Origin of the sequence: Winogradskyella sp. ECml5-4, from assembly GCF_036903175.1 — a bacterium.
Lineage (GTDB): Bacteria > Bacteroidota > Bacteroidia > Flavobacteriales > Flavobacteriaceae > Winogradskyella > Winogradskyella damuponensis.
In genome coordinates this window covers 250,366-275,912 of record NZ_JAYJLF010000001.1, presented here as the reverse complement: position 1 = coordinate 275,912, position 25,547 = coordinate 250,366, and the positions used below count along the sequence as shown (strand labels likewise).

Here is a 25,547-nt window from a genome sequence, read left to right as displayed (position 1 = left end):
ATATTACCATTTGTTTCGCTTTTTTAATAAAAAACAGGATAAAATAAAATATGTAACAATAAAGCCTAACTAAAATTTTTAGTTAGGCTTTATTGTTAGAGACCATTTTAAATTAATCTCTAGACATAAAAATTCTAAGGATATACCAAAATAATAACATTAAAGACGCAAATAAGCCTAAGGCTGCAGGAATGTAATCTTCAACACCATAAGTTTTTACTAAATTAGATGTTTGGTATAAGATAGATCCTCCGGCTAATAAACACATACCTACAGAAAACCATAAGCCTAAGTCAAAACCAAATAAGGAACCTGCAATTATTAATCCAATAGCAATAAAGAAACCAATGGTTAATCCTGTTTTTAGAAATGAAAAATCAGTTTTTGTCATTAGTACGGTTGCAGATAATCCTGTAAATAGGGCTAAGGTTACTATAGAGGCTTGGTAAAGAAGATCTGAGCCCTCAGGTCCCATTAATTCTGTAACAATATATAGCATAGGTACAAAAATTAAAGCTTCAAAAAAGATATAAATTCCGTAAGCTAAATATTGTTTGTTTCTATCTGTTGTACGCATTGCCATACCTTCGGCATAATTGGTTGCTAGCATAAAACCACCTAACATTAATAGCCATTTATAGCCTTGTGTCATAGATAACATAAACTCAACTACAGTTTCACTTTGTAAGAGTAAATACTCAAATAACACAAAGACAAGTACACCTGCGGCAACATGTGAATATGTTTTTTTGTAAAAAGCAACACGATCAACTTCTGAAAGGCTATTGACCATTATTTTTTCGGGGAATTGATTTTCCATTTTAAATTTAAAAATTGATTAGTTTAACTAATGTATGTAATTTCAGTTGTAATTCAAATAAAAAAGCTCTGAGTAATCAGAGCTTTAATTGTGTTTATATGTTTTAAGCTGTTAGTCTCTACCTCCAAACACCTGAAGTGCCCAATATAATAAAGAGGCCAATGCTCCAATAGCAGCCACCAAATATGTTCTTGCAGCCCATTTAAGTGCGTCTTCAGAACCTTTATATTCTTCTGGTGTTACCATGTTTTTATTTTTTAACCATGCTAAAGCTCTATTACTTGCATCATACTCTACAGGTAAAGTGATAAAGCTAAATAGCGTTGCAAAGCCCATAAAGACTAATCCAGCAACGGCTACCCAATAACCTAAACCAACTCCTGCTGCAGCTCCTAAAACTAAACCACCAATAACTAACCATTGCGACATTCCAGACGTAACGCTTACAATTGGTACTAATGCAGAACGCATACCTAAAGCGCTATAAGCTTGTGCATGTTGTACGGCGTGTCCACATTCGTGGGCAGCAACAGCAGCAGAAGCCGCATTTCTTTGGTTGTAAACAGACTCACTTAGGTTTACAGTTTTATTTTTTGGATTGTAATGATCGGTTAATTGTCCTGGTGTAGAAATTACTTCAACATCATAAATTCCATTGTCAGCCAACATTTTTTCTGCAATCTCTCTTCCAGATAAGCCATTTCTTAGTTGTACTTTAGAGTACTTAGCGAATTTACGTTTAAGTTGGCTACTTACTAACCAGCTCACTAAAGCAATAGCACCAATTAATATGTAATATCCTAGCATTCCACTCATAATTTGAAATTTTTAATTCATGTAAATTTACTAAATGAATAGCAAATAGTAAGCCAAATTTGAGTTAAGAAATTTTGTCAGGATTATTTATGACAGTATTAGTTTATACGGCATCAACAGACCAATTGAAAGCTTCGGCTATTTCTTCGTATACAATTCTACCATTTACAATATTTAGACCTTTAGCTAGCATAGGATCCTTTTCACAAGCTTTTTCCCATCCTTGGTTTGCTAGACGCAACACATAAGGTAAGGTTACATTCGTTAATGCTAAAGTTGATGTGTATGGTACAGCACCAGGCATATTAGCGACACAATAATGCACCACATCATCAATAATATAAGTTGGGTCTTCGTGTGTTGTTGCTTTAGTTGTTTCTATACAACCGCCTTGATCAACGGCAACATCTACCAAAACTGTTCCTGGTCGCATATATTTAAGCATATCTCTAGTAATTAATTTGGGGGCTTTTGCGCCCTTAACTAATACACCGCCAATAATTAAATCGTGATCTTTTATACGCTTTCTAATATTGTATTCGCTCGAGAATTCTGTCACTACATGACTAGGCATTACATCATTCACATAGCGCAACTGTTTCATGTTAATATCCATAATAGTGACATGAGCACCTAAGCCAGCAGCCATTTTTGCTGCTTGAATACCAACGATGCCAGCCCCTAAAACTAAGACACGTCCTGGTGGTACACCTGGAACTCCTCCTAATAAAACACCACGTCCTTTAATAGGTTTTTCTAAATATTTTGCACCTTGTTGTATTGCCATTCTTCCAGCAACTTCAGACATTGGTGTTAATAATGGCAGAGAACCATCTTTGTCTTCAACAGTTTCGTAAGCAATACAAACAGCTTTACTTTTTAACATGGCTTTTGTTAGTGGTTCGCTAGAGGCAAAATGAAAATAAGTAAATACCACATGATGCGATTGTATTAGAGGGTACTCTTCAGCAATAGGTTCTTTTACTTTTACAATCATGTCACTAGAAGTGTACACGTCTTCAATAGTATCCAAAACAATGGCACCAGCGTCAATATAGTCTAAGTCTGAAAAACCACTACCCAATCCGGCCGATTTTTGTACGTAAACAACGTGTTTGTTTTTTGTTAATTCAAAAACACCAGCTGGTGTCATTCCAACTCTATTTTCATTGTTTTTGATTTCTTTTGGGACTCCGATTTTCATTTTTTAATGATTTATAAGATTAATAGCTTTTGAAAATTACTATTAATAAATCTGATGTTCCAAATCTGAATGTCAATTTGAAATCACTTTTACGGATTTACTATTTTGAAGCTTTTAATTTATAAATTTCTAAAAATAGGGTTGATTTTGAGGGTAATATGATATTGAGATAATGCAAGAAACTTTTGATGAAGTGCAGTTATGATTAGTGATACTAGAGATAAAATTACAAACAATGAGGTTTAAGCTGACGCATTAGTAGTCGTACAGTGTTAAAGACACTTTAGAAACGGTCTCATCACTAAACTCAATATATAGATGTTCTACTTGGTCGCTGTTAAATTGTGGCGCTAAGCCAAGCTCATATAACATGATGTCTTTTGTAATAGTGAAACTTGGTTGGCCTAAGTATTTTATAACATCAGGTTTCGATTTGTTTAATAAAACGTGAGAGTCAATAAGATCATCTACAATTTTATGGCGAGTCATAGGTCTTGTCTTCCATTGCTCTTCTGTAAAGCGTTCTTCAAAAAAGAAATGTAAAGAGGTGCTAATTATAAATGCGGAAAAGAGTATTAAACCAATTTGATTGACCTGATTATTACGAAAATCAAAATAATCTTTGAGCGATTTGTGCTTCTTTTTAGTTGTAGGTTGGTCTAAAAACATAGTATTAGAATTTATTTAAATTCCCTATGTAAATAGTTGGTAACAGTACCAACATAACTTTGCGACCAACCTAGAATTGGCAACAAAGTTATGATGATATGTTTTAGAAGTTTAGCCAACAATATTTACAATTTTACCTGGCACCACAATCACTTTTTTAGGTGTTCTGCCATCTAATTGTGCTATGGTTTTTTCGTGAGCCATAACGGTTTTTTCAATATCATCTTTGTTCATATCCATTGGTAGTTCTAACGTAAAACGCATTTTACCATTAAACGATATTGGGTATTTTTTGCTACTTTCTACTAGGTGACTCGCCTCAAATTCTGGGAATGCTGCAGTAGAAATAGATGTGCTGTTTCCTAATTGACTCCATAGTTCTTCAGCAATATGTGGCGCATAAGGCGAAATTAAAACCAATAATGGTTCTAAAATAGCTTTGCTTGTACATTTTTGTTGTGTTAACTCATTAACGGCAATCATAAAGGTAGATACCGACGTATTGAAAGAGAAATTTTCAATATCTTCTTGTACTTTCTTTATGGTTTTATGTAATGTTTTTAAGTTGTCTTTTGTTGGTTCTGCGTCATTGACTTTTAAGCCATTATCATCTACATATAATTTCCATAGTTTTTTAAGGAAATTATGTACTCCTGTAATACCAGCGGTATTCCAAGGTTTGTATTGTTCTAATGGTCCTAAGAACATTTCGTACAATCTTAGGCTGTCTGCTCCGTAGTCGGCACAAATACTATCAGGATTAACAACGTTGTATTTTGATTTAGACATTTTTTCAACATCTCTACCAACTTTATATACACCGTCTTCAAGAATGAATTCAGCATCTTTAAAATCTTCACCAAATTCACCATCCGTTTTTAAACCTTCAATATCTAATTCATCGGAAGCATTTACATATTGTACTTTTACGTGAATAGGTGAAAATTTAAGTCCTTCAATAATAGCTCCTGTATTCTGACTATATATATCTTTTTGAACTGTTTCAAACAATTCTTGAAAAGCATTTACGGTTTCTTTTTGCTCTTCATTTAATAAATCAAAAAACACAGTATCTTCAATAATACTAGCTAAACCTTTGGTTAAACCATTACCATTGGCAAATGTGTTCTTATCCTCTGCAGAAATTTTAGAATTTAGTATAAATTTATATAAGTCTTCATACTTCTTGTAGCTGTCATAAGAAACGTAAATAGCTTTACTTAAACTAGGGTCTTTAAAATCTTTTGATGTTGTAGATGAATGAGATAAAAGATCAACTCTATAAATAAAAGCACTAGTCCCCAATATCATTCCTTGGTTAATCAGCTTTTTAAAAGGCTCTTCCACATTCACAAAACCGCGATCTTTTAATAATTTTACCCAGAAACGCGAGTAGAGTAGGTGACCTGTAGCATGTTCGCTACCACCAATATATAAATCTACATTTTCCCAATACTTAAGCGCGTCTTCACTGGCAAATACACCATCTCTATTGGCAGCCTCTTCCATATAACGGAAGAAATACCAAGAACTCCCTGCCCAACCTGGCATGGTATTCAATTCTAGAGGATGAATGGTTGTATTGTTAATTTTATCATTAGAAACTACAGTATTACTTTCGGTATCCCAAGCCCAAACGTCTGCACGTCCTAAAGGTGGTTCGCCTTCTTCGGTTGGTAAGTATTTTTCAACTTCAGGCAGTACAATAGGTAAATGTGCTTTGTCTATCATTTGAGGCATCCCGTTAACATAATAGACAGGGAATGGTTCTCCCCAATAACGCTGACGAGAAAAAACCGCATCACGCAAACGGTAATTGGTTTTACCTTCGCCTTGGCCTAATTTTTCTAACTCAAAAATAACGCGTTTAGAGGCTTTTTTATAGTTCATGCCATTTAGGAAATCGCTATTGGCAATTTTCACATGGTCTTTAGAGGCGTAAGCTTCTTCAGAAATATCGGCACCTTCAAAGATATTTGGAATAGGAATATCAAAATGCTTTGCAAAATCGTAATCGCGTTGATCACCACAAGGCACCGCCATTACAGCACCTGTTCCGTAGCTTGCTAGTACGTAATCTCCAATCCAAATTGGAATAGGTGCTTTAGAAAACGGGTGTTCAGCATAAGCCCCAGTAAAGACTCCAGAAATGGTTTTTACATCGGCCATACGATCGCGTTCGCTACGTTTTGCTGTTTTTTCTATATAGGCTTCAACGGCTTCTTTTTGTGCTTCGGTTGTAATTTTAGTCACTAATTCGTGTTCTGGCGCTAAGGTCATAAAAGACACACCAAAAATAGTATCTGGTCTTGTGGTGAAGACGTCTATTTTGTGAGACGTCTCGACTGCGCTCGACGAGACAGCAGGAATGACATTGAATGTTACAGAAGCTCCAACCGATTTTCCAATCCAGTTTTTTTGAATGTCTTTTAATGCATCGGTCCAATCAACCGTATCTAGTCCTTGAAGTAAACGTTCTGCATAAGCTGAAATACGCATGCTCCATTGGGTCATTTTTTTTCTGACCACAGCATGACCACCACGTTCTGAAACGCCATTAACGATTTCGTCGTTAGCTAAAACGGTTCCTAGTTCTGGACACCAGTTCACTTCGGTTTCTGCTAAATAGGTTAATCTGTATTTTAAAAGGATGTCTTGCTGTTGCTCTGAGGAATAATTATTCCAGTCTTCCGCAGTGAAAGTAGCAATATCATCATCACAAGCGGCATTTACCGTTGCATTTCCCTCTGCAGCAAATTTTTCAACTAAAGTATCAATATGCTCGGCTTTATTGGAATCGTTATTATACCAAGACTCAAATAATTGAATAAAAATCCACTGGGTCCATTTGTAATATTCCGGATTAGAGGTACGTACTTCACGACTCCAATCGAAAGAAAACCCAATTTGGTCTAACTGACGACGATACGTTTTTATATTCGCTTCTGTAGTTACTGCGGGATGCTGACCAGTTTGAATGGCATACTGTTCTGCAGGTAATCCAAAAGAATCATAGCCTTGCGGATGTAAAACATTAAATCCTTTATGACGTTTGTAACGCGCATAGATATCACTAGCAATATAACCTAAGGGGTGACCAACGTGTAAACCTGCTCCAGAGGGATAAGGAAACATATCCAAAACGTAGTATTTTGGTTTATCACTGCTGTTTGAGGCTTTAAAAGTTTCGTTTTTTGCCCAGTAGTCTTGCCACTTTTTCTCTATGTCGTTGAAATTGTATGTCATTGTCTTGTTTTCCTTGTAATAATGGCGCAAATTTAATAATAACCATCTAAACTGCCTATTTTAAAATCAATAGGTATTAGAAAAGAAAACGCACCTTACTAAAGTGTAAGATGCGTTTTAAAAATTAAGGCTTAATAGCTTAGAATTTATAGCCTAAAGAGACTTGAAAGACACTATTCTTAATATCTGGATTTTCGGCAACCGTTGAAATACCAAAATTATAACGCGCTTGGACAAACATATTAGAGTTAAGGTTATATCCCAAGCCTACATTAGCTCCAACATCAATACTAGAAGCATCTGTATCTTCATCAGGAAGGTCGCTATCAATATATTCGCCTTTATCGTTTACTAGAAACGAAAATTGTGGACCAACTTCTAAGCTAAAATCTTTTGCTAAATAATATTTTGCCATAATTGGAATGGCTAAATAATCGACTTTTACTTTAATGACATCTTGTACTTCTGATCCTTGTCTTGAGTATAAAAGTTCGGGTTGAAGCGAAAATTTTTCACTCAATGGGATTTCAGAAATAAGGCCAACATGAAATCCGAAGAGGCTATTTCTATCTGCATCTCCTCCTGTAAAATTAGAGATGTTAAGTCCTGCTTTGGCACCAAATTGGATGTCTTGAGCATTTGTTTTTTGCATTAACCCTAAAGTTGCAAGTACTACAATGATGTAAATTTTTTTCATAATAATTGATTTTAAAGATAAATTGATTAGCCTAGAACTAGACAATTATTGTGCCAACATAAAATAGAAATGACTTAGATTGTAAATGCTTATTGTTTGACATCTTTTTTACATCGTTTACAACACTATAAAAAGTTAGCCGTTGTAATAGTTATCATAAGCAAATTCTTTATTATTTTTACAACTTAAATTCGCATTTATTCATGGCATCATCTTTTGACAAATATCAAAAACGTAAACTCATTTCATCTTACGTCTCTGTAGTGATAAGTATCGCTTTGGTATTGTTTCTTTTAGGCTGTTTAGGGCTTTTAGTGATTAACTCTAAAAAAGTTGCCGATCACTTTAAAGAGCAAGTGGTTATGACTATTTATTTAAACGACACGGCAAAATATGTTGAAGTGAATCAGCTAAAAAAGAGTTTAGCGATGGCAGATTATACTAAAGATGCGGTTTACGTCTCTAAGGAAGAAGCTGCTGAATTTATGAAAGCCGAAACCGGTGAAGACTTTATGGATTTTGTGGGTTATAATCCTCTTAAAAATTCAATAGATGTGCATTTAAAAGCCGATTTTGTTACCACAGAACAGCTTGCCGAAATTTCCGAAGGCTTATCTAATAAAGCTTTTATTGAAGAGATCAGATACGATAATGATTTGGTAGAGTTAATGAATGATAACGTTAAGAAAATTACATTTTGGGTGTTAATTATTAGTGCATTATTTACATTAATAGCTGTTTTATTAATTAATAGTTCTATTCGTTTAGCAGTGTATTCTAAACGTTTTATTATTAAAACGATGCAAATGGTTGGGGCTACAAAACGTTTTATTCGCAGACCATTTGTATGGAAAAGTGTACAGCTTGGTATTATTGGCGCGTTAGTTGCTTTAGCAGGAATGGCTGTTGTATTGTATTATTTAGATCTTACATTTCCAGAATTAGAATTATTGAGAAATACTGTATTAATAGGAGCACTTTTTGTTGGAATTTTTCTATTAGGTATTTTAATTACTTGGATTAGTACGTTTATAGCTACGCAACGTTTCTTGAATTTAAAGACAGATCAGTTATACTACTAGATTTTAAATTCACAATCTCTTAACGTTCCAATTATAAATAAAACTGTTACTTTGCAAAGAACTAATTAATAGCTGAAAAGACCATGGGAGAACAAAAACGTAAAGAAGAATCGAAGTCTGAGTTCATTTTTGGAAAGAAAAATTATAAATTCTTATTTATAGGTTTAGCCTTTATTGTTGTAGGTTTTATTCTGATGTCTGGTGGCGGAAGCGATGATCCTAATGTTTTTGACGAGTCTATTTATAACTGGAGACGTATTAGATTAGCACCAACTTTAGTATTAATTGGATTTGGTATTCAAGTTTATGCCATTTTACTAAACCCAAATAAAGGTTCCAAAAAATAACACTCATTTTACTTAATTTTGTATCGTTTCATTATTCTAAAATGATACTTTTGTCCCATGGAAATTATTGATGCTATTATTTTAGGAATTATCCAAGGGCTTACAGAATTCTTACCTGTATCTTCTAGTGGTCATTTAGAGCTTGGCGAAGCGCTTCTAGGTAGTGAAGCTATTCCACAAGAAAGCTTAATGTTTACCGTAGTTCTTCATTTTGCAACGGCATTAAGTACTATGGTTATTTTTAGAAAAGATATTATTGAAATATTTCAAGGCATATTTAATAGTATTAAAAATTTAGAGTGGAATGAAGAGTCTAAGTTTTCTGTAAAAATTATCATATCAATGATACCAGCCGTTATTATTGGTTATAAATATGAACGTGAATTCGAACAACTTTTTGGTAATAATATATTGCTAGTTGGATCTATGCTTATTGTTACTGCACTATTGCTGTTTTTGGCTGATAGAGCTAAGAAAACACATAAAAAAGTATCTTTATTAGATGGTCTTATAATTGGTGTTGCTCAAGGTATTGCTATGTTACCTGGTATTTCTAGATCAGGCGCAACAATATCAACATCTGTACTTTTGGGAATAGATAAAACTAAAGCGGCACGATTTTCATTTTTAATGGTTGTTCCTCTTATATTTGGTAAAATAGCAAAAGACGTTTTATCTGGCGAATTAACTTATAATAGTACAAGCTTTGGATATTTAAGTGTTGGTTTTATAGCTGCTTTTATTTCTGGTTTATTTGCATGTACTTGGATGATTGCCTTGGTAAAGAAAAGTAAATTAACCTATTTTGCTATTTATTGCGTTGTTGTTGGAATTACGGCAATAATCTGGACTCAAATTTAATGCACACTAAAGACGATTTTTTAAGCGGACAAGTTTTATTAATAGACAAACCGTTAACGTGGACCTCTTTTCAAGCCGTAAATAAATTGCGTTGGGAGATTCGTCACGCCTTTGATATAAAGAAAATTAAAGTTGGTCATGCAGGTACATTAGATCCATTAGCAACCGGTTTGTTAGTGATTTGTACCGGAAAAATGACTAAGCAAATTAATGTTTTTCAAGGCCAGGAAAAGGAATATACGGGGACTTTTATTTTAGGAAGTACAACCCCTTCTTTTGATTTAGAAACAGAAGTTGATAAATCTTTTCCTACCGAACATATCACAGATGAATTAATTCATAGCACTACGCAACAATTTATAGGACAGATAAATCAATTTCCACCAGTGTTTTCAGCTATTAAAAAAGATGGTAAACGTTTGTATGAATTTGCTAGAGCAGGCGAGGAAGTTGAAATAAAATCGAGACAAGTAGAAATTACTGAATTCGAAATCACTAAAATTAATCAACTAGAATTACAATTTAGAGTCGTTTGTAGTAAAGGAACTTACATTAGGTCTTTGGCGCACGACTTTGGAAAAGCCTTAAAATCAGGAGCTCATTTGTCGTCTTTGCGTCGTACTAGAATTGGCGATTTTAAAGTTGATGATGCCTTAACTCCCGAAGCATTTATAGCTAATTTACCTTCGAAATAAGAATTTTACATCGGTTTTTAAACTATTTCTACGTTATATTCGTATATAGTTATACACCTAAAAATCTTTTTTTCTGAAATTAATTGAACAACATAAAGCATTAATCATTACTGTTCTTATCGCAGGAATAATAGTCTTTGGCTTGTTTAGTATTCAAATAAGACAACACAAAGATTTAATTACCGAAAGCTATTACCTGCTTGAGCCAGAACCTGAAAAACCTGAAGAAGAACTTCAAAAATTAGAAGATTTAAATGCAGAGTCTACCAATAAAGCATTTAACGAAGACCAAGAGTACAAAGAGATGATGCGTAATTTTAGAACCGTTGACGCAAATGATTTTGAACGTACGACGAAAGCGATAGAAGCGGCTAAAACAAGTGAGTCACAACTAGAAGAACAAGAAGAAACGAATCTCAATTCTTCTTACACTAATAGTAATGCCTATGCTTTAAATTCAAATGAAACAGAGTCTTATAAAAGACTTCAAGAGGAATTAAGTCAGCGACTAAAAAATAAAAAGCTAGCAGACGAACATGCCAAAAATAAAGGGACACTTACATATTCTTTAAAAGGTAGAACTTTAGTGAATTACGAAATACCACGATATCTATGTGAAATTGGCGGAAAAATCATCGTAAATATTACAGTAAACAAAACTGGAGATGTAATTGAAGCCTATGTTAATGGATCGTCAAACTCTAATAATAAATGCTTAATTGATCATGCTATTGCATATGCAGAATCTGTACAATTTGATAGCTCAAACCGAACAGACCAAATAGGTACAATTACATTTTTGTTTAAAGGAAAAACCTCCTTTTAAATTAAAGATTGTTTATCCTAACAGATGTATTAAATCTTCAATTGTAGACTGTCCTTTGTCTTTATTGTACCAACGTTGTAAATCTTCTTTAAATTCAGGCGTTAACATACCATGTTCAGCTTTATAGGCCTGTACTAAATTTGTAGCTACAGTTGGTCGTGGACCAAACGTGTTTAAAACAGTATTTGTTTCAGAATCTAGCATAATTAACTTTGGGATGGCTTTTCCGCCATTGGTTAAAAACTGATTCATTAATGCCTCGTTTTCGTCTCTAAGCACCACTTTATATTCAATATTTTCACTCAATTCAGCGACCTTATTAATAATTGGCATAATGTGAGCGGCATCACCACACCAACTCTCTGAAATAACCAACCAGGTTACTTTTTTGTCAAAGTTTTTAAGCTTAGATTTGATATCTTCAGAAACTTTAGCTGTTTTATCCCAACGTCTCATTCGTCTATCGTTAAGCTGAGTATATTCTACTAAATTTTCAGATTTATCGACTCCTGTGGTTGATTTTTCTTCAACTAATTTTATAACTAAATTTCTATATTCAGCATAAGTCATACTGTTTTTTAGACTTTCTGAAATGATACTATTTATTGTAAGTGTGTCTGTTTCCATAGAACAAAAATAAGATTCTATTACATTTTTTATGCAACTGTTGTTACATTAGTGGTGTTAAAAATAATTCCTTACAAATGAGTAAAAATAGATGTGGTTGGTGTGTTGGTAGTGATTTGTATGAAGCGTATCATGATGAAGAATGGGGAGTTCCTGTTTATGATGATGCTACTTTATTTGAATTTTTAATATTAGAAACTTTTCAGGCGGGTTTAAGTTGGATTACTATTTTAAAAAAGCGAGACAATTTTAGAAAGGCGTTTGATAATTTTGACTATAAAAAAATCGCCGCATACAAACCTTCAAAAATTGAAGATTTGTTACAAGATGCTGGTATTGTTAGAAATAAATTAAAAGTAAATGCTACGATAACTAATGCGCAGGCCTTTATAAAAGTCCAAGAGGAGTTTGGATCGTTTTCTCAATATATATGGAATTTTGTTGATGGTAAACCTATAAAAAACAGGCTTGAAAATTATAAAAACGCTCCAGCAAATACTCCATTGAGTGATGCTATAAGCAAAGATCTAAAAAGGCGTGGTTTTAAATTTGTAGGTTCAACCGTTATTTATGCACACATGCAAGCTACTGGAATGGTGAACGATCATGAAGTCTCTTGTTTTAGATACCACGAGGTTGAAGGTAGCTTATAAAATCTGCTCTAGATATGTTTATAGCACCCAAACTTTCCAAATGTTTGGTATGTAGTTGGCAATCTATTAGTTTATAATTGCTGTTTTTTATAAATGTGATAAAACCAACCTTACTCGCATTACTTACTTTGGCAAACATACTTTCACCGCAAAAAACATCATCATTAATTGCAATACCATATAAGCCGCCAACAAGTTCGTCGTTTTGCCAAACTTCAATAGATTTAGCATAACCAAGTTGGTGCAATTTGAAATAGGCTTCTATCATTTCGTCCGTAATCCATGTACCATGTTGCTCTGGACGTTTGGCTTGAGCACAATTTTCTATAACAGCTTTAAATGCTTGGTTTGTTGTGACTTTAAATAGATCCTTTTTTAAAATTTGTTTCATGCTTTTAGAAACTTTTAAATCTTCAGGAAACAAAACAAAGCGAGGATCTGGTGACCACCAAAGAATTGGTTCTGCAGTGTCAAACCACGGAAAGATGCCATTGTTGTAGGCCTGTAACAAACGTGCTGTAGACAAGTCGCCTCCAATGGCTAAAAGACCATCGGCAGAAGCTTCAGTTACATTTGGGAATTCTATTTTATTAGTTAGAAAGTGCATAGCATTTTGCTATTAAAAGGTGTTAATGTTGAATGATAACTAGGAGTTTTTAATTTACGTATTAAATAGAAAAAGACCTGTTTTAAAATTAAAACAAGTCTTTTATATCAGTTTACAGTTTCCTTTTTAGAAAGGTAAATCGTCGTTATCACCTTCGTTTAAGTTATTAACTGGCTCAAAAGCTTCAGTTGGTGGTACAGGTGGCATATCTCCGCTTGCAGCTTGTGCTTGTACAGCTTCAATTCTCCAACCTTGAATAGAGTTAAAGTATTTAGTTTCACCTTGTGGGTTTACCCATTCTCTTCCTCTTAGGTTAATATTTATTTTAACCTGCTGACCAACTTGGTAGCTGTTTAATAAATCTGTTTTGTCTTGAACAAACTCTACCATAATATGTTGTGGGTATTGCTCCTCTGTAGTCACTACAATCTCTCTTTTTCTAAACCCATTACTACCAAAAGTTTGAGTCTCTCCTACCATTTTAATACGTCCTTGTACTTCCATTTTCGCTTAATCTATAATTTATTTTATACTTATTTTTTTCAGGCTACGAAAGTAATAACTTCCAAGCACTTTTTACGTCTCCATAGCTCAAATAATTTCGAGCTAATTTATGTTTTTCTCTATGTGATGCGGTTTTAATGTCTGGATAACGTTCACTAATATTTTCAACAAATTGATTAACTTCATCTTTAGTAGGTAGGGCATCAACGTTGCCTAACATTCCAAGGTTATTTCCTGTTAAAATCATACTGTTTCTAACATGTTCTGGCATATTATCTACACCAATTCCTTTTGTTGCTAATGGTTTAGGGATTTCAAAAAAACCTTTTTTAGCTCTGCTATAATAGCTTCCGCCTGCTCTAGCAACTAAATCTAAAGCTTCTTGGTTTATCGTTTTGTCATCATTTAAAACCTCTTCTGAAATATGAAGTTTTACCACTTCGCAAATCACTAAATTTCCAGCTCCTCCCTCAGTACCTAAATGTACAATATCATTGACTTTACATTCTAGTTGTATAGGTGATTCTGCTACTCTAAACGGTTTTACTTTATCCGAAGGTAACATTGTTAATCCTGCTTTTTCAAACTCGTTAACTCCTTCAGGATACTCTGTGCTCGATAAAGACGCTTGATGTACCATATCGTAATTTACCACATTTATAACCACTTCTTTGGTAATTTCAACATTTTCTAATGTGTGTTTAGTGGTATTGTCTCTAACGCGCCTTGCTGGTGAAAAAATAAGTATAGGAGGATTAGCACTAAAGACATTAAAAAAACTAAAAGGCGATAAATTTGGATTGCCTTTTGCGTCTATTGTACTCGCAAAGGCGATGGGCCTTGGAGCAACGGCGCTTAATAAATAACCGTGTAAAATGCCTGTTGTAAGATCCTGTGGATTGAATGATACCATGTATTAGACTGATTTTCAACAAATATAATTATATTGATTTGCTAACGAAAGTATTTTCTACATATTAAAGCGCAATAATATCAACATATTTACATTATATTTAAAATTGAAATAAATAAACTAATGACATTCAGCTTAAACCGAAATGTAATCCGTTGGATTATAATTGCGTCTTCCTTTATTATTATATCTCTCATTTTATGGAATACTTATACGTTTTTTCAAAATTTTAAAGCTGAAGAGCGTTCTAAAATGAAAACATGGTCTTTAGCTCAAAAAGAGTTGAGTAAAACGTTAGATTTAAATACAGATATTGGAGAATTGCCATTATCTATTTTATCAAGCAATTCAACAACACCAATGATTAATGTTTCAAATGATGGGAGTTTGGGATATAATAATATTGATGAAGAAAAAGCGCAAGATTCACTTTACCTTATTAAATTAATTGAAAAATTTAAAAGTGAAAATGAACCAATTCAAATAAGATACAAGGATGAAATTTTTTCTACGGTATATTACGGCAACTCACCTTTGTTGAATAAATTAAAATACTATCCATTAGCTTTACTACTCATTATTTTGCTCTTTGCAGCTGTTGTCTATTTCTTTTATCGTAGCTCAAAAATTGCAGAGCAAAATAAACTCTGGACAGGTATGGCAAAGGAAACGGCACATCAAATAGGTACTCCTTTGTCTTCATTAGTGGGTTGGACAGAAATTTTGAAGACTGAAAATGTAAATCCAGAATATATTGTTGAAATAGAGAAAGATATTGACAGACTTCAAACTATAACCGAACGTTTTAGTAAAATTGGTTCTGCTCCAACTCTTAAAACAATGGATATTGTAGAGGTGACTAAATCATCTTATGAGTATCTTAAATTACGATCTTCTAAACTTATTAATTTTGAAATTATAATTCCAGATAGAGAAATACAAGTTAACTTAAATGAGCAGCTTTTTAGTTGGACGATTGAGAATTTAGTGAAAAATGCCATTGATGCCATGAAAGGTAAAGGGGATTTAAAACTTGAGTTAACACAATTAGAAAACCAAGTATTTATTAATATTTCTGACACAGGAAAAGGCATCCCAAAAGCGTCATTTACTAAAATTTTTGAACCAGGCTATACTACAAAAAAACGTGGTTGGGGACTTGGACTCTCTTTAGCCAAACGTATTGTTGAAGACTACCACAATGGAAAAATAAAAGTGTTGACTTCAGAATTAGGAAAAGGAACAACGATACAAATTATATTAAAACAAGTTTAGATTATAATTTATTGGTAAAAAAGAGGAGTGTAGTTTCTAGTAAACAATAAGTTAGCATTTTTATTTTAAATTAAAAATATCAAAATTTTAGTTTAAATTTGGGCATGAATTCGTCACGATTTTTCACTTTAAAAGAAGCTAGAATAGGTAATAACTGTCCAGAATGTTATTCTAATGATAGTTTAGAACTTACGTTTAAGCAAAAATTAACAGAAACAAGGTTCTATAAAGCGATTACAGATGAGACAATAAGTGAAATTCGTTGTCTTAATTGTGATGTGCAAATTTTTCCAATTCGATGGACAGATGAAATAGAGCAAGTTGTAAATTACCATAAAAGAGCACTTAAAACAAAATCTAAGTCTACTAAACTAAAACCCATTGCTTGGGGTTTAATGGCTTTTGGAATTATTGTATTAGTTGCAATTATTTTATTTGCAACAGGAGTATTTTCATAACTAAGTATTACAAATAAGATCCAATTTTTTCGGCAATAGCCTTAAATTCTTCAGGTGTTACTTTTTGTTTGTTTGTAAAACGTGCATCGTCCATAGTATGCAACGGAATTAAATGCACATGTACATGCGGTACTTCTAAGCCAATTACAGACATACCCACACGCTCACAAGGGATGGCTTGTTCTAGGGCAATTGCAACACGACGTGAAAATTTCATTAAGCCTAGGTAAGTTGCTTCGTCTAAATCAAAAATTTTATTGACTTCTTTTTTAGGAATACATAAGGTATGTCCTTTAGAATTTGGATTAATGTCTAAAAACGCAAAGAAATCTTCAGTTTCGGCGACTTTATACGATGGTATTTCACCTGAAATTATTTTTGTAAAAATAGTGGCCATAATCTAGTAATTATTGTCTTCTATAAATATAAAAAGATTCCTGTAATGAGGAATCTTTTTTATAGTATTAGTTTGGTATTTTAATTAAAACATGATTATTGTTACCTAGAAATTTCTAGAATATCAAATTTCATTATACCACTTGGCACTTGTATTTCGGCAGTATCTCCTACAGATTTACCTAATAAACCTTTTCCAATAGGCGAATTTACTGAGATTTTACCACTAGCTAAATCGGCTTCACTTTCGGCGACCAAAGTATAAGTCATTTCCATGCCATTGATTTGGTTTTTAATTTTAACTTTTGATAGGGCTAAAACTTTAGTTAAATCTAATTGCGACTCATCAATAACTCTTGCACCAGACAAAGTTTCTTCCATTTTAGAAATTTTCATCTCTAGCATACCTTGCGCTTCTTTCGCAGCATCATACTCTGCGTTTTCACTTAAATCGCCTTTGTCTCTAGCTTCTGCAATTGCTTGTGATGCCTTAGGACGTTCCACATCTTTAAGATGGTTTAACTCTTCTCTTAATTTTTTTAAACCTTCAGCTGTGTAATAAGATACTTTACTCATAATTTAATCGTTTTAAATATAACGAATTCTAATTAGCAGATTCCTTATCATTTTTGAGCCTGTCTGAAAATCAGACAGGCTCAAAAATGACTGTAGATAATATACTTCTTAGAAGCTCGTTATTCTATAATTATAATGTTAGCATAAAAAAAACCTCGCGCTGACGAGATTACTATGCAAATATATAAAATATTTACTGTATTGTTGAATTAATAGTAAATTGCGAATCAAAAATTGAAGTTAGAATTCATGAAAAATGTTAATAATTTAAAAGCTGAATAAGAAAACGAGTGTTCTCGTGGCTTTAGACGATTTTGTTTTTCAATTCACTAAATTTCAAACTTTTAAAAAAAGAATTAAAACTGTGAAGAAATTATTTTTAATCCTAAGTTGTATTGTTATTTTAGGTTGTAGAGAGAAAGATCCAATATATAATTGTAACTATTTGCTTGATGTTGGAGTGAATCTAACAGTAAACCTTAACCTTCCTCAATTTAATCAGCTTTTGTTTCCTGTAAATGCTATTAGAGTTGATGGTTATGGGAATAACGGAATTATTTTGGTGAGAACTAATGCGAATTCAATTTTAGCTTGGGACGGTTCTGATCCTAACCATACAGCTTCGTCTTGTTCTAAACTAACAATTGTAGGTTTAAATGCCGTTTGTGGTTGTGATGACGGTAACGAGTATAGCTTAGTTACTGGGACAGCAATAGGCGATAATCCTCAACCCTGTACGTTAAAGCCATACAGAGTTGAGCCTATCGGTAATAATACATATTTAGTTAGTAACTAAAACTTTAAGGTTACTCCCACTAAAAAGTTAGTGGTTGCTTGCGGGTAAAAACCAGCTCCTTCAATAGTAGTAATACTTCCTGGGTTAGACCAGCTGTCATCATACGTGTAATAATAGCCATTAGACACATATTTTACATTGAAAATATTATTGACTAAACCTGAAAATACAATAGCATCAAAAACAGATGCTGTTTTTAAAGTATAATTAATGTTGAAATCGTTAATAAAGAAACTGTCTAGCTTTGATAAGTCTGCTTCAGTATTACTCATAAATTGTTCGCCAACATATTTACTTAATAAAGACATTTGTAGATTCTCAATAGGTTGAAAAACGATGGCATTAGCCGCAACAAAACTTGGTGAAAATGAAATGTCTGTATTGTTTAAATTTTGTGATTCTCCATCAAAAGAGAAGCTTAACTCATCTACTTTATTAGCGCTGATTGTCATATTTGGTTGTAACGTTAATTTAGACGTTATAGGAACAATAGCTTCTAGTTCCAAACCTATACGGTAACTCTTATCTACATTTTGTCTTATAGGATTTCCTACATCGTCAGATTCTCCGGTGAGTACTAACTGATTTTTGTAAAACATAAAGTAAGTGTTTGCACTAAAATTAAAATTGTTCTTTTTATGTCTCCAGCCTAATTCAAAATCATTAAGCTGTTCTGGTTTTATACTTTGATCAACTTCAAAATCGGTTCGGTTTGGTTCTCTGTTGGCTCTAGCATAAGAGAAGTAGAGGTCATTGTTCGTATTTAAAGAGTAGGTGATTCCAGCTTTTGGATTAAAAAATGTAAAATCTTTATCTACAGCAAACTCTACAAGATCAGACGTTGTACCCGTTGTTTTGTAAGTAACATTTCTAACTTGTAAATCTCCGTATAAACTTATTTTTTCGTTGAGTCTGTAATTGGCTTTAGTAAACATAGATAAATCGTTTTTTATACTATTTCCATCATAATAACGATCTCTAATTTCAGTTTGACTGGCGTATTCTGCCCAAATCACTTCACCAAAATGGTCACCATCGTAATGACTATAAGAACCACCAAAAATTAAATTAAGATTGTCGTCTTTATAGCTAGCGTTAGCATTGATAACATAAAAATCATTATCTAACCAACGTCTTCTAATTAAATCGGTTTCATCAATGATTTCTCCATTGAAATCTATAGGTTCAAAACCATAATCGTCAAAGCTTTCGTCTTCTTTGTATTGTTCAAAATACCCTTGACCTTTGGTGTAGTTTAAGCCTAATGTGGTTGACCATTGGTTGTTGTAGCGCTGGTTCCAATGTAACTGGTAATGATCTTGGCTATAATTATCGACTTCATTATCGTAAAATTGTATAACACCATTGTCATCGGTGTATTCACCTGCCGTATTATACGTACGGTCGTCTTTTAGTTTTTCTAAATCTTCTAAGCCATTCCAAGACTGATACGTGACTTCCTTACCACCAAAAGTGATGGCTTTAATTAAGGTGTTGTCATCTACATAAGACCCTTGTAAAAAATAGGATTTTAAATCTGCCGAAGCACGATCAATATAACCGTCTGAGGCAATATTAGACAGACGACCAGCAATTTCAATGTGGTCATTGATTAAACCTGTGCTGAATTTTACAGTATGCTTTCTTGTGTTATAACTTCCAAAAGAATTTGCAATTTCCCCTGAAGCTTCTTTTGAAACGGCATCGGTTAACACATTAATACTAGCTCCAAAAGCACCAGAACCATTGGTAGAGGTCCCTACACCACGTTGTAATTGTAGACTTTCTGTAGAAGACGCAAAATCTCCTAAATTAACCCAAAACGTTCCTAATGATTCCGCATCATTATACGGAATACCGTTGATAGTAATATTGGTAGATTGTGAGCTTACACCACGAACTCTAATACCAGTGTAACCAATTCCTGCACCCGCATCTGTAGTCGTTACTACCGAAGGTAAGAAGTTCAATAACATTGGAATGTCTTGTCCTAAATTACGTTTAGCTAAAGCTTCTTTGGTCACATTAGAATGCGTAATTGGCGATTTAGCATCAACCCTGACAGCTCTTACCAGAACTTCGTCTAGTTTTTCAACTTTAGTAGAGTCTTGTTGTTTTTCTTGTCCATAAACTGAACAAATACCTAAAAATGCAATTGAAAGTGTTAATCTCTGCCTACTTTTTTTTGAGAGATTGTTGAATAAAATTTTCATACGACTATAGTATTATAATCGAATAAAAAGAGGTCATTATTCTTGGTTAATAATTAATTATTGTGAGCTTATAACAGCTGTTATTTGGCCTTGTTATTTCTTATTTTGAATTTTTTTTGCGCAGCATTAGGCGATATTAAATTCAGAAGTAAAAAATAAACATTGAAAACCTTATAGCACCTGCCAAAAACATCCAAAAAGGACATTTTCTTTGCGCTCGTTTCCTAAACAGCATTACCTGTTCTAGGTTCAATGGGTATGATCTCAGCCACTTATTGGCACCCCTTTATTGAGAACGCGGCAAAGATATAACGGATTTTAGAATTACGAATGAGGAAATTTGATTTTTTTTTTGACACAAAAACGTCGGGTAAGATAGTGCAAACGTAAAGCTTTGAAACTCTAATATTTTAGTGAAAAGAATTGAGCGTTTACTCAAGTGTTGGAGGCTTCCGATTTGCTTTTTTATCAGCATGGATACGCTTATTTTTTAAGCGTTTCTTTTTAACTCCTCTAGGAATTCTTGTTGGAATACGTATTTTCTCTTCTTTTAAACCTTCTTCAATCAATTCTATAAAGCGTTGTGTGACTAAAGCTTTGTTTCTAAATTGACTTCGACTTTCGTCACAGGCTAGAATTAAAACACCATCTTTGGTTAAGCGATTATTGAAAAATTCGAAAAGCTTTTGTTTTTCTTCGTCATTAAAAACGGATGAGTTTTCAAGATCAAAGTATAATTCAGCTTTTGAAGATACCTTATTTATATGTTGTCCTCCGCTTCCCGAGCTTCGAACGTATTTATAGGTTAATTCAGATTTAAGTAAGGTTACATCCACTATTCTTTAATTTGATGTGGTGATTTTAATAAATCGTTTACTGTTTTTACTGGGTTAAAAGTAATAATGGGAACTTCAACAAAAATAGTATTCCAATGTGCCATACTTCCATTCCAAAGTCCAGGTAATTCTAAGGCTTTTAAGTCCTTACCATTTTTAGTTTTTTGAGTTATAAAAGCGGCATTGTGATCGACATAATTTTCTAAATTAAACTTTTCACCTTTGTAGTTTTTTACGCCACAGACTAAATCTACAGGATTAAAATGCGTAGCGTTTTTAAGAATTTCTTCTTGTTTTGGATCTTTTAAATTGATTTGCGCCGACTCTACTATTTGAAGTGATTGGTTAGATTTATGATCTTTTACCCAGAAAGGACCACCTCCAGGCTCTCCTTCATTTTTTACCATACCACAAATTCGGATCGGACGGTTTAGTTTTTCATGTAAGTATTCAATTTTATAATAATCAGTATATTTTTTATACTCATCAGATATTTTAATACTTAATTCTTCCGTTATAAAATGTTCAATAGCAGCTAAATTATCTTCCGTAATGTTTTCAGAATCTAAATCGTGTAAATATTCAAATGCTTTAGATTGCAATTTTAAAAGAATTCCCGCGAGTATTTTTTTATAGGTAGCAACCTCTTCTTTATATTTATAAACAACAACATTATCTATGTTTTTAACAAAAATAATATCAGCATCGAGTGCATTTAGATTTTTTAATAAGGCTCCATGTCCAGAGGGTCTAAATAATATTGAGCCATCTTTGTCCCGAAAGGGTTTATTGTTTAAAGTTACAGCAATTGTATCTGTTGATTTTTGTTGATATGAAAAAGAAATATCGAATTTAACTCCTGTGTTTTGTTCAATATCTTGTTGGATTTTTTTAAATTCTTTTTTGAATTTGTTTTGATGATCTTCTGAAATGGTAAAATGCAACTTAGCTAAGCCGTTACTTGATGCATACAAAGCAGCTTCGTATAAATGTTCTTCAAAAGCTGTAGATATATGATTTTTTTTATACTGATGAAAAGGTAATAAGCCTTTAGGTTGATTTCCAAAATTTAATTGATCTTGATCCAACATGGCCTTTGCAAATTGCCATACTTTTTCTGTATTAGGCAAGGTTTTAAAATCTATGTTTTTAGATTTCAACAGTTTTAAAACTTGATTGTAAAACGGAAATTTTTCCATTCCAACCATAAAAAGAGATAATTCTCTAAGGTTATTTCTATTGATGTAAGAATTGAGCGATTGCTCATTGGAATTATATTGATTAACAAATTGAAATAGAAATTTAAACATTCTAGTTGCTGCTCCAGATGCTGGAACAAATTTTAATAACGATTTGTTGTCTTTTTCTTTTTCAAATAAGGAAATATATTCTTCAATTAAAGTATCGTTTAATACCGTAATGCCATTGTTAATAGTCGCGGCCTTTGAAATGTTTGTATACGGAATTCCAGTTTCGAAAATTTGAATCTGTTTTTTTACAACATCTAAGTTTAAATCTTTAGATTCAATTTGTTTTATGTCTTTTTTGGTAAACTTCATAATTTGTTCAATAGTAGGTTGTCAATATGTTGTATTGCAATTTTAAGACGTTTCTCTTTACTTCCTTTTAATAAAATATAAGGTTTATTATGCGTTTTTAGAGTTGTTTCAAAAGCATTAAACATACGTTCGCGTTCATTGGGTTTGTCTCTTAGGTCATCAGCTTCCCACGGGGTGTCAATATAGGTTAAAAAGTAAATATCGTAAGAGTTTTTTAGAGCATGTGCTTCTAAAATCGGGTCACATGTTCCTGAGTAATAAACTTCGCTATAAACTTTAGTTTCAAGTAAATCGGTGTCGCAAATTAAAACAGAATCTGTTTTTTTAGCTAATTTGTTTTCGAGATTCATCTGGCCAATTGCAATGGGCAATAAATCTTTAGGTTCGCATGTTTTGCGTTCGTTATTCCATTTATCTTGTAAATATTCACGAGCATATTCTGGCACCCAAACGGAGTTATAGTGTCTGGCGAGTTGTTGAGATAATGTTGTTTTACCTGTAGACTCTGGGCCAAATAATACTACTTTTATGCAGTTGCTAGCTTGTTGTTTAAGCTTTTTTTCCATGCTAAATAACCAAATATTGCTATAACTGTAAATCCTAAATATTGAAAACTTGTGAATGTGAATCCTTTATACAAATATAAAGGTACAGAAATCACATCGCCAATAATCCAGAAGATCCAATTTTCTATTTTTTTCCTTGCCATTAACCACATGCCTACAAAAAATATAGCTGTTGTTATGGTATCTACATAAGCTACCCAGCCATTCCATTTGTTAAAGCTTTTATATACAATGAATACAAACACTAAGGTTGCTATGAATATGGCAAGGCTTAGTATTTTTTCTTTATTAGTGGTTTTTGATATTTGAGTAACGTGTGTGGCATCTACTTTACGTGTCCATATATACCAACCATAAACACTCATACAGAAGTAGTAAGCGTTGATCATCATATCTCCAAGGAGTTCCCATTTTAGTAGTAGGTAAACAAAAATCAGCGTGCTTATCATTCCTGTTGGGAAAACAAGAAGTTTATTCTGTTTGGAATACCAAACCGATAAAAAACCAAAAATAACGGCTACAATTTCTAAAACAATATCAGTGGTTTCGTAATCAGAATATTGCGAAAAAAGAAAATCAAAAATGTGGTTCATAGTCGCTTCGGTCTGTTTTTACAATTTTCATTTGTAATACGGCAATATCAATTTCTGAAAATGAACGTTTTATTTCTTGAGTTAAAAACGGCATTAATGTATCGTAATCGCCATAAATTTGAGTACTCAAAGGGTTTTCTAAAACCGTGAATTCTGAAGCTCGTAAGTGTTTTATAAAATCAATAATATGAGGTTCGTAATCGTCTTTTAATGGTGATAATTGTAATTCGATGGATATCTTCATTGTCCTTGTCTTAACTATTTATTAGTTGTGTATTTGCTGTTTTTTCAATTTATCAAAAAAGGCTTCGTTATCTTCAAAAGCAGTTCCAATTACGACGATATCTGCTCCAGATTTGTAGGCAGCTTCTATTTCTGTTTTGGTTCTTATACCTCCACCAACGATTAGAGGAATGTTTAATTGTTGTTTAACTTCGGAAATAATATGAGGCTCAATAGCATGTGTTGCTCCACTACCAGCTTCGAGATAGATAAGTTTCAGGCCTAATAATTCTCCTGCTTTTGCGGTATCTTTTATGGTTTGAAGGTCTTTTCGTTGTATGGGTTTTGTTTCACTTACACGTTGTACAGCCGTTTCTTTTCCATTTTCAATAAGCAAATAACCTGTTGGAATAATTTCAAGATTGGTCTTGGCCAGTTTTGAAACAGCTTCTACTTGTTTTCCTATTAAATAATCAGGATTTCGACCAGAAATTAAGGATAAAAATAAGATTCCATCGGCTTTGTCTGTTATTTGAATGACGTCACCGGGAAATAAAACTACTGGTAGATTGGTGTATTTTTTTACCTCAATAACTAAGGAGTCTGTTAAGCCTTCATCAACTTCACTTCCTCCAACAAAAATATGAGTTGCTATCGATTGGTTTACTTTAGAGATAAAACGAGAAGCATCATTAAGATTCATCTTATCAGGATCAATCAAAACGGCTAACAATTTTTCATCTTTAGCTTTTGAAGCGGTTATATTTTTATAAATACTATTCATTAAGGAATGACATAAGCACAAGTAAAACCTTCAAATTCTAAAAACGCTGTATGGTATCTATATTTTTTGTTTTTATAATCTATCCACGCTACTGTACAACCATCTTCTAGCATAAACGGGATGACTAAAAAATGTTCTTTAAATAACATGCCAGGAGTAGCAAAAAGTTTGTAAAGGGATTCTTTTATTCCCCAAATGACGGTAAGTCTATTAATATAATCTTCGTCCGTAGGTTTTACATAATTAGATTCGTAATCGACAAACTTATGTGCAATAATTCCTATCTTTTCACGCTGTTTTTCAATATCAATACCAACCTCAGCATCACTTATAATGACTCCAGAAAATGTAAATGAATGTGTTATAGAAATGTGTTTACCATCGTTAAGATGCGGTTTTCCGTTTTCGTCATAATATAAATCCTGATCTGTGTATCCAAACTCGTGCAATAAATGTCTAACACTTAAAAAACCACGTTGATGTAACTCACTTTTCATGCTTAACACACGTTGTAAACTTTGTGGTTTTAAATCTAAGGGTTGAAATAATGCGTCGTAAGATTCTTCAATCTTCCAGATTTTAACAGTAGTTTGTGAATTTACACTAATGGATTTGTATAGTGGCATTTAGAATTATGAATGTTATTGATTATCTTTGCATCGCCTAAGGCGGATTAAGCGTTTTTTAGATAAGCGAATTTAACTAT

General features: G+C 33.0%; 29 protein-coding genes. 9 read left to right on the top strand and 20 right to left on the bottom strand.

Translation table 11 applies throughout. From position 1 onward, the window contains the following. Positions 1-112: 112 nt before the first annotated feature. The 6 genes from VDP25_RS01175 to VDP25_RS01150 form a co-directional block, all read right to left on the bottom strand. Complete coding sequence (locus VDP25_RS01175; protein ID WP_334465779.1) at positions 113-820, bottom strand: Bax inhibitor-1/YccA family protein; 708 nt, start codon at positions 818-820, stop codon at positions 113-115. Between the two features lie 111 nt (positions 821-931). Next, positions 932-1,627, bottom strand: a complete 696-nt coding sequence (locus VDP25_RS01170; RefSeq protein WP_215927421.1) for a zinc metallopeptidase — start codon at positions 1,625-1,627, stop codon at positions 932-934. 112 nt (positions 1,628-1,739) lie between these two features. Continuing rightward, positions 1,740-2,840, bottom strand: coding sequence for an alanine dehydrogenase (ald, locus tag VDP25_RS01165; RefSeq protein WP_334465777.1), 1,101 nt, complete (start codon positions 2,838-2,840; stop codon positions 1,740-1,742). A gap of 255 nt (positions 2,841-3,095) precedes the next feature. Next, positions 3,096-3,509 carry a hypothetical protein gene (locus tag VDP25_RS01160; RefSeq protein WP_334465773.1) on the bottom strand — a complete coding sequence of 138 codons (414 nt, stop codon included), beginning with the start codon at positions 3,507-3,509 and terminating at the stop codon, positions 3,096-3,098. A gap of 111 nt (positions 3,510-3,620) precedes the next feature. Then, positions 3,621-6,755 (bottom strand): leucine--tRNA ligase, encoded by a 3,135-nt coding sequence (locus tag VDP25_RS01155; RefSeq protein ID WP_334465770.1) that lies wholly within the window; start codon positions 6,753-6,755, stop codon positions 3,621-3,623. A gap of 139 nt (positions 6,756-6,894) precedes the next feature. Then, complete coding sequence (locus VDP25_RS01150) at positions 6,895-7,452, bottom strand: porin family protein (protein ID WP_334465765.1); 558 nt, start codon at positions 7,450-7,452, stop codon at positions 6,895-6,897. Positions 7,453-7,655: 203 nt separating this feature from the next. On the opposite strand from VDP25_RS01150, the gene VDP25_RS01145 reads away from it, so the two are divergent. From VDP25_RS01145 to VDP25_RS01125, 5 genes are all read left to right on the top strand, one after another. Further along, positions 7,656-8,534: a cell division protein FtsX gene (locus VDP25_RS01145; RefSeq protein WP_334465762.1), complete on the top strand. Its 879-nt coding sequence runs from the start codon at positions 7,656-7,658 to the stop codon at positions 8,532-8,534. Positions 8,535-8,617: 83 nt separating this feature from the next. Continuing rightward, positions 8,618-8,881: a DUF3098 domain-containing protein gene (locus tag VDP25_RS01140; protein ID WP_334465759.1), complete on the top strand. Its 264-nt coding sequence runs from the start codon at positions 8,618-8,620 to the stop codon at positions 8,879-8,881. A 57-nt stretch (positions 8,882-8,938) separates the two neighbouring features. Then, on the top strand, positions 8,939-9,742 hold the full coding sequence (locus tag VDP25_RS01135; protein ID WP_215926836.1) for an undecaprenyl-diphosphate phosphatase: 804 nt from the start codon (positions 8,939-8,941) through the stop codon (positions 9,740-9,742). Further along, positions 9,742-10,437, top strand: coding sequence for a tRNA pseudouridine(55) synthase TruB (truB, locus tag VDP25_RS01130; RefSeq protein ID WP_334465755.1), 696 nt, complete (start codon positions 9,742-9,744; stop codon positions 10,435-10,437). Before VDP25_RS01135 ends, truB begins: the two co-directional genes overlap by 1 nt. 142 nt (positions 10,438-10,579) lie before the next feature. Continuing rightward, on the top strand, positions 10,580-11,263 hold the full coding sequence (locus VDP25_RS01125) for a hypothetical protein (protein WP_334465752.1): 684 nt from the start codon (positions 10,580-10,582) through the stop codon (positions 11,261-11,263). Between the two features lie 12 nt (positions 11,264-11,275). Here the strand turns inward: VDP25_RS01125 and VDP25_RS01120 are convergent, their stop codons facing one another. Further along, complete coding sequence (locus VDP25_RS01120) at positions 11,276-11,890, bottom strand: thioredoxin family protein (protein WP_215926842.1); 615 nt, start codon at positions 11,888-11,890, stop codon at positions 11,276-11,278. Between the two features lie 77 nt (positions 11,891-11,967). On the opposite strand from VDP25_RS01120, the gene VDP25_RS01115 reads away from it, so the two are divergent. Continuing rightward, positions 11,968-12,543, top strand: coding sequence for a DNA-3-methyladenine glycosylase I (locus tag VDP25_RS01115; protein ID WP_334465743.1), 576 nt, complete (start codon positions 11,968-11,970; stop codon positions 12,541-12,543). Here VDP25_RS01115 and aat read toward each other — a convergent pair. From aat to VDP25_RS01100, 3 genes are all read right to left on the bottom strand, one after another. Next, the gene (gene aat, locus VDP25_RS01110; RefSeq protein WP_334465740.1) at positions 12,512-13,150 is read right to left on the bottom strand and encodes a leucyl/phenylalanyl-tRNA--protein transferase; all 639 of its coding nucleotides are present in this window, start codon (positions 13,148-13,150) and stop codon (positions 12,512-12,514) included. The genes VDP25_RS01115 and aat overlap by 32 nt on opposite strands. Positions 13,151-13,276: 126 nt before the next feature. Beyond that, positions 13,277-13,654: a DUF3127 domain-containing protein gene (locus VDP25_RS01105; protein ID WP_215926848.1), complete on the bottom strand. Its 378-nt coding sequence runs from the start codon at positions 13,652-13,654 to the stop codon at positions 13,277-13,279. A 43-nt stretch (positions 13,655-13,697) separates the two neighbouring features. Then, positions 13,698-14,567 (bottom strand): flavin reductase family protein, encoded by an 870-nt coding sequence (locus VDP25_RS01100; protein WP_334465735.1) that lies wholly within the window; start codon positions 14,565-14,567, stop codon positions 13,698-13,700. Positions 14,568-14,690: 123 nt separating this feature from the next. Here VDP25_RS01100 and VDP25_RS01095 point away from each other — a divergent pair, with 123 nt between their 5' ends. Next, complete coding sequence (locus VDP25_RS01095; RefSeq protein ID WP_334465732.1) at positions 14,691-15,842, top strand: sensor histidine kinase; 1,152 nt, start codon at positions 14,691-14,693, stop codon at positions 15,840-15,842. 104 nt (positions 15,843-15,946) lie between these two features. Continuing rightward, complete coding sequence (locus VDP25_RS01090) at positions 15,947-16,300, top strand: hypothetical protein (protein ID WP_334465730.1); 354 nt, start codon at positions 15,947-15,949, stop codon at positions 16,298-16,300. Positions 16,301-16,307: 7 nt separating this feature from the next. Here VDP25_RS01090 and VDP25_RS01085 read toward each other — a convergent pair whose 3' ends face one another. Together VDP25_RS01085 and greA are read right to left on the bottom strand one after the other, a co-directional pair. Beyond that, positions 16,308-16,697: an HIT family protein gene (locus tag VDP25_RS01085; RefSeq protein ID WP_215926856.1), complete on the bottom strand. Its 390-nt coding sequence runs from the start codon at positions 16,695-16,697 to the stop codon at positions 16,308-16,310. A gap of 101 nt (positions 16,698-16,798) precedes the next feature. After that, positions 16,799-17,272 (bottom strand): transcription elongation factor GreA, encoded by a 474-nt coding sequence (gene greA / locus VDP25_RS01080; protein WP_215926858.1) that lies wholly within the window; start codon positions 17,270-17,272, stop codon positions 16,799-16,801. 364 nt (positions 17,273-17,636) lie between these two features. On the opposite strand from greA, the gene VDP25_RS01075 reads away from it, so the two are divergent. Next, entirely contained in the window at positions 17,637-18,068 is a 432-nt protein-coding gene (locus VDP25_RS01075) for a hypothetical protein (RefSeq protein ID WP_215926859.1), read from the top strand. On the opposite strand, the gene VDP25_RS01070 is transcribed toward VDP25_RS01075, so the two are convergent. The 8 genes from VDP25_RS01070 to VDP25_RS01035 form a co-directional block, all read right to left on the bottom strand. Next, the gene (locus tag VDP25_RS01070) at positions 18,065-20,281 is read right to left on the bottom strand and encodes a TonB-dependent receptor (RefSeq protein ID WP_334465724.1); all 2,217 of its coding nucleotides are present in this window, start codon (positions 20,279-20,281) and stop codon (positions 18,065-18,067) included. The genes VDP25_RS01075 and VDP25_RS01070 overlap by 4 nt on opposite strands. 431 nt (positions 20,282-20,712) lie before the next feature. Then, positions 20,713-21,117, bottom strand: coding sequence for an alternative ribosome rescue aminoacyl-tRNA hydrolase ArfB (arfB, locus tag VDP25_RS01065; RefSeq protein WP_334465721.1), 405 nt, complete (start codon positions 21,115-21,117; stop codon positions 20,713-20,715). Continuing rightward, positions 21,117-22,676, bottom strand: coding sequence for a DUF4301 family protein (locus tag VDP25_RS01060; protein WP_215926862.1), 1,560 nt, complete (start codon positions 22,674-22,676; stop codon positions 21,117-21,119). Before VDP25_RS01060 ends, arfB begins: the two co-directional genes overlap by 1 nt. Beyond that, a complete protein-coding gene (locus VDP25_RS01055) occupies positions 22,673-23,242 on the bottom strand; it encodes an AAA family ATPase (protein WP_215926863.1) in 570 nt (189 codons plus the stop codon). Before VDP25_RS01055 ends, VDP25_RS01060 begins: the two co-directional genes overlap by 4 nt. Further along, positions 23,203-23,835, bottom strand: coding sequence for a nicotinamide riboside transporter PnuC (pnuC, locus tag VDP25_RS01050; protein ID WP_334465713.1), 633 nt, complete (start codon positions 23,833-23,835; stop codon positions 23,203-23,205). Before pnuC ends, VDP25_RS01055 begins: the two co-directional genes overlap by 40 nt. Then, positions 23,819-24,079: a hypothetical protein gene (locus VDP25_RS01045; protein ID WP_020898157.1), complete on the bottom strand. Its 261-nt coding sequence runs from the start codon at positions 24,077-24,079 to the stop codon at positions 23,819-23,821. The genes pnuC and VDP25_RS01045 overlap by 17 nt, the downstream gene beginning before the upstream one ends. A gap of 21 nt (positions 24,080-24,100) precedes the next feature. Then, positions 24,101-24,841 (bottom strand): geranylgeranylglyceryl/heptaprenylglyceryl phosphate synthase, encoded by a 741-nt coding sequence (locus tag VDP25_RS01040; RefSeq protein WP_334465708.1) that lies wholly within the window; start codon positions 24,839-24,841, stop codon positions 24,101-24,103. Continuing rightward, on the bottom strand, positions 24,841-25,467 hold the full coding sequence (locus tag VDP25_RS01035) for a 4'-phosphopantetheinyl transferase family protein (RefSeq protein WP_334465705.1): 627 nt from the start codon (positions 25,465-25,467) through the stop codon (positions 24,841-24,843). The genes VDP25_RS01040 and VDP25_RS01035 overlap by 1 nt, the downstream gene beginning before the upstream one ends. Positions 25,468-25,547: the final 80 nt, after the last annotated feature.